Raw genomic sequence first — 5,268 nt, 5'->3', positions numbered from 1 at the left:
CGTTTTTCGATCATTATGGTTCATATCCGCATGAAACGAAGTAGTTCTCACATTCATCGGGCTTGAAGATGTCGACGAGCTTGCCGATGCAGTTCCAGAGGCCGCTGACGGTCCGCTCGCTGATCTTCCGCAGCATGGCCTTGAGGCGTGAGAATGCTTTCTCGATCGGATTGAAGTCCGGGCTGTAGGGCGGCAGGAAACGCAGCGTTGCGCCGGCAGCCTCGATCCGCTCACGGACCGCCGGTCGTTTGTGGCTCGACAGATTGTCCATGATAACGATGTCGCCGGGGCGTAGCTCGGGTACGAGCACCTGGGCGATATACGCTTCGAACCAGCGGCCGTTGATCGGACCATCCAGCACCATTGGCGCAACCATGCCCGTCATGCGCAGGCCCGCGACGAGGGTGGTCGTCTTGCGGTGGCCGTGCGGGAAGCCCATCCGCAACCGTTCGCCTTTACGGCAACGCCCATGGGCACGGGTCATGTTGGTGGCGGCCCATGTTTCGTCGATGAACACCAGTTTGCCTGGCTCCAGATCGGTCTGGCCATCGAACCATTCCTGACGCAGCGTCAGGACATCTGGACGGTCCTGCTCGATGGCATGGCCAGTCTTTTTTTACGCGTCATGCCCCGACGGACAAAGAAACGGTGCAGCCCTGCCACGGAGACGCTCAGGCCAATCGCAGCCAATGACTGCCGCAGCTCCTCCAGCGAAATGTCCTTACGGGCCTCCCAGATGGCAAGGATATCAGCGGCCCGTTCCTCGACCGGTCGCGAGCGCATGTCGCCACCCCGAGGTTTGGGTGCAAAACCGCCGGTAGTACGGCGCTGCGCCTGCCAACGGATCGCGGTGGAGGGTGCAACGCCGAACCGCGCAGCTGCCGAACGGCAACTCATCCCGTCATCAATCGCAGCCAGAACCCGCGAACGTAAATCCATCGAAAGAGGTTGAGCCATCCGTGCTGGCCTCCCTCTGCCAGCAAGGAATTTGAATCAGAAGTCAGCCACAAAGGGAATCCGGTGCGATTCATGGCGGTCGAAAAGCGCTCTAGACATTGGATTCCAGGCTGATTGCCCAGGAAGGCTCTGGCGCCCGTCCGCACCAGAACATCCAGCTGGGCAAGAACGCTCGACTGGCGGCTGCGCCGCTTCTCCAAGCAGCTCAAGTCGAACAGGCTCGCAGGCGTGGCGCTCGAACGCGACCGGCTCAAGCTGCAACCCTTGTCGGCGATCACACCGCCCGAAGCGGAAGCCCTCGATCGCAGGCTCGACGCCTTGCTTCCGCGCGTGCGGATTACCGAACTTCTGGTCGAGGTGGCCGAGCGCACCGGATTCCTGAGCGCGTTCCGCGATCTTCGTTCCGGCAAGGAGCATGACAACCCGCATGCGATCCTTGCCGCCATTCTGGCGGATGGATCGAATCTCGGCCTGGAGCGGATGGCCAACGCCAGTGACGGGGTGAGCTACGCCCAACTTGCCTGGACGCACAACTGGTATCTGTCGCCCGAAAATTATCAGGCCGCGTTGGGCATGATCGTTGCCGCGCACCATGATCTTCCCTTCACGCGCCATTGGGGAGCAGGCACCAGTTCATCCTCTGATGGGCAGTTCTTCCGCTCGGGCCGCAGCCGATCGTCGGCAGCCGACATCAATGCGAAATATGGCAGCGAGCCGGGCCTGAAGATCTATTCCCACCTGTCCGATCATTTTGCCTCGTTCGGATCGCGGATCATGTCGGCCACCGCCGGCGAGGCCCCTTATGTGCTGGACGGCCTGATGCTTGGCGCCGGTGCGCTGTCGCTGCATGCGCATTACACCGATACCGGCGGCGCGACGGACCATGTCTTTGCCCTTTGCCATCTTCTCGGTTTCCGGTTCGTGCCCCGTCTGCGCGACATCGCAGACCGGAAACTCGGCTCGATCGCCGCGCCTTCGACCTACAAGGGCATCGAAAGCCTCATGGGCCGCACGATCAAGACGACGGCGATCGAAGCCGATTGGGATGACATCGTCAGGATCGTCGCCTCCATCAAGGAAGGAACCGTCGCGCCCTCCGCGATCCTGCGCAAGCTGGCGGCCTACAAGCGGCAGAACAGGCTGGATTTTGCGCTGGCCGAACTTGGCCGCATCGAGCGCACGCTGTTCACGCTCGACTGGCTTGAACAGCCCGACTTGCGTCGGGCCTGCCAAGCCGGCCTCAACAAAGGCGAAGCACGTCATACCCTTGCCGCTGCGATCTACACCAACCGGCAAGGTCGGTTCACCGACCGTTCGATCGAAAATCAGGAATATCGGGCGTCGGGCCTGAATCTGCTGATCGCAGCAATTTCCTACTGGAACACGATCTACATGGATCGGGCCGCCCAACACCTCAAAGCATCCGGCGGCACTATCGACGATGCCCTCCTTGCCCATCTCTCGCCGATGGGCTGGGCGCATATCAGCTTGACAGGCGACTATTTGTGGCACCGAGCAAATCGGCTCTCCCCTGGCGAGTTCCGTACGCTCAACGAGCCCATGGCCCGCCTCAAACTCGTGGCATAGCCGATGTTCTCAATATGTTCGCCAAATCGTTGTCTGGCGCACAAATCTTGAGGTGACGCCTTTGGACCGTCAGAGGCGGCCTTGAGGCATCATGCGGGCGCACTTCTCCCTTCAAGCCAGGCAAGCCGGGTGAAATTGTAGGCCAGATTGGCCATGCCGATCTTCAGCCGGGCCCGCGCCATGCCAATGGTGCGAACCACCAGCCCCATCCGATGCTTCTGCGCCGCGGAGACATGCTCAACCGCAGCCCGGATAACGGAACGCTTACCGTTGGCCCGTGCGATGTGCGCGGGCATCGGGCGGCCCTTCGGCTTCTTGCAGTGGATCTGGCTACGGAACATGCCACCCGCCAGAAACGCTTCATTCTTCTTCGAGCGGTAGGCCGTGTCGGCCCAGACGCCTGATCCGGTATTGGCCTTGCTGATGAGAACGGGAAGGCGGGCGCCATCATGGGCGTTGGCCGCGCTGGCGTCCCACGTCCGGATAAACCGGTGGGCCCGGTCAATGCCAACGTGGTTCTTGTAGCCGAACATGGGAACGGCGAGATCGACGGCCGTGAAGGCTGCCGGATCGGCGTCATCCTTCACCTTCGCCTTGCTGTACTTGATGCTCCAGCGCGCATCCCGGTCCTTCTGGCGCAGCTTTGCAGGCCTGTCCTTCCAGTCCTCGGGGATACGCCCCTCCCGGATGTCCTTCTTCTCGCCGTCGCTATTGCGCTGAGGCTGTCGATGGTTCCGGCTTTCACCAGCCGCTCCCGGAAAAGCCAGACGGTCGTGGCGTCAGGCACAGTTCCTTCGAGACCCAGTCCAAGGAAGCGCTGAAAAGAAAGGCGGTCTCGGATCTGGAACTCCGTGGCCCCATCCGACAGCGAGTAAAGGGCCTGCAAGACAAGGATCTTGAACATCATGACAGGGTCGCAGGGCGGTCGTCCGCCCTTGCCTCGCGTCGCCCGGTGAAGAGCTCCGACTAATGGCGTCCGGAATGTCTCGAAGTCCACAACTGCCGCAAGCCGCTCAAGGGGATCACCGGCAGCGCTCAGGGCCGCGTAACGGTCCGCAAGATCAAAGAAACCGGGCTGGCTGGCCATCGACGCCTCCAAAATCTGACAGCCTCAGTTTCGCTCCAGAGCCCTCAAAGCACCAGGTTTTTCGAACCGTCCAACTATTATTCGTCTGGAAGCTGGTCGGCATCTTCAAGCGCGTCTTCAACTCCGTTTATGAATGCAGCGCGACGTTCATCGAAAAGCAAGTCCGAGCCGTCGATCTCGCTCATTCCGTGGTCTTCGCCTATTTTGAGAATTCCACGCCTTTCAGCTATGGCCCTAGCTTCATCTCGAAGCACATCAAAGTCAGCCCAAATAGAATAACCGCTGGTCGCTGCCTCAACGCGTTTGCGGGCACGAGCTAAACACTCTAAAGCGGCCATCTGTCCCTTAGCGTAAAACTTCTTATTTTCACTATCGGACTCATTCCAATAATACAGGTAAGAGTTAACCTGCTGCTGCGGCGTCTCAGTTTTGCAGGCTGTTTCTTTTGACCGCTTGGGCAGCTCCCTTTGATGATGTGGAGATACAAAAATAGTATCTTTGGGATCTTTGAAGAGCGACGATTTTATTTGTCTTAGTTGAGTGTCGGCGTATTCAGGCATCTCGGCCAGTCGTTCCGATGCACCAGGGTAGTTCTGCGCAGCAGCGGCTTCCATCCACTTACGGCCTTGTTCTAAGTTCCAAGGGAGTAGATGGCCCCGTACAAACATTTTTCCAAGTTCATACTGAGCGCGTGCGTGTCCTTGTGTCGCCGCCTTATGGAACCATTCCGCGGCTGACGGCGATTGTTTCGTTAAAAAATGCAAGGCCATTTTCACCTGAGAGTCGACATCTCCTTCGTCAGCACGGTTGCTGACCTCGGTCAGCATACCAACAGGTATAGTCTCCGTATCAGCAGTAGAAAAAGACTTATAGGTCGGCTGCTCCGCTGTGGATGTTTCGGCGACGACCGTTGGATTCGGATCCTGAGCGGATTTGGCTTGCTCTGTCTTGGCAAACTTGAAGCCTCGGGGGGCAAGTCGAGAGCAACGAAGATGGTAAGGTGAGAAATACAGCACGATCGGTTGCTCACCGTCTTGCGCCGGGTTCACGCGGTACCCGTCAACTGGAAAATCCGTGGCTTTGCTGGCAAACGACCCGATGCGTCTGAATTTTAGTGGTTGGCCGTCCGAGTTGCGAAGACAATTGAGGTATTTTTCAGTTGCAAGGATATCGGTCGTGGGTACAGGGTTGTCGGGAGTGTATCCGAACTCACCAGAAGCGTTTGGCAATATGTCCGCGTCTACAGGATTCTGATTTGTAGCCGCGAGGACCGAAGCTAACTCTGAGGTTTGATCCGTCCTAACGAGAGCGGAGTTCCTTGCAGATTGTTGCTTTTTTTCGGTTCGGATTATTGAAATGACCAAGAGCGGCCAGAGAAATATGACTGCGACGACGAGTATCGCCTTGAAGAGCTGAAGCCTGCTTTTGTTTGTTGAACCGGTGCGCAGGACCTTAAATGAAATTTGCCGAGCCGCCGGGCCTTTAACAGCGCATACGGCACCGACTATCAGATAGAGTGTCACCCAGGTCGACCATTGCATTGTACTACTCGCCGCTTGTTTGGTTTTCATTGTAGCAGAAGATACTCGTCAACCTGAGCTTGTCACCCGACCAGTTTGCCACGGGTCTTCGGGACT

At 58.3% G+C, this 5,268-nt stretch carries 3 protein-coding genes and 1 pseudogene; 1 reads left to right on the top strand and 3 read right to left on the bottom strand.

Features of this window, described 5'->3' with window-relative positions:
* Positions 1 to 13 precede the first annotated feature (13 nt).
* A protein-coding gene (locus AC6A67_RS03625) for an IS630 family transposase (RefSeq protein ID WP_498035199.1) occupies positions 14 to 957 on the bottom strand; the annotation gives its coding sequence in 2 pieces (ribosomal slippage) (positions 14 to 618 and positions 618 to 957; 945 coding nt in all).
* A 114-nt stretch (positions 958 to 1,071) separates the two neighbouring features.
* Here AC6A67_RS03625 and AC6A67_RS03620 point away from each other — a divergent pair.
* A complete protein-coding gene (locus AC6A67_RS03620; protein WP_498035198.1) occupies positions 1,072 to 2,544 on the top strand; it encodes a Tn3 family transposase in 1,473 nt (490 codons plus the stop codon).
* A gap of 89 nt (positions 2,545 to 2,633) precedes the next feature.
* Here the strand turns inward: AC6A67_RS03620 and AC6A67_RS03615 are convergent.
* Together AC6A67_RS03615 and AC6A67_RS03610 are read right to left on the bottom strand one after the other, a co-directional pair.
* Positions 2,634 to 3,631: pseudogene (locus tag AC6A67_RS03615) on the bottom strand (IS5 family transposase).
* A gap of 77 nt (positions 3,632 to 3,708) precedes the next feature.
* Complete coding sequence (locus tag AC6A67_RS03610; RefSeq protein ID WP_498035197.1) at positions 3,709 to 5,202, bottom strand: tetratricopeptide repeat protein; 1,494 nt, start codon at positions 5,200 to 5,202, stop codon at positions 3,709 to 3,711.
* Positions 5,203 to 5,268 lie beyond the last annotated feature (66 nt).

The sequence above is a fragment of the Camelimonas sp. FR25 genome (genome assembly GCF_059740505.1).
The sequence above is the reverse complement of the archived record's forward strand: the minus strand, read 5'-3'. Positions and strand labels throughout refer to the sequence as shown.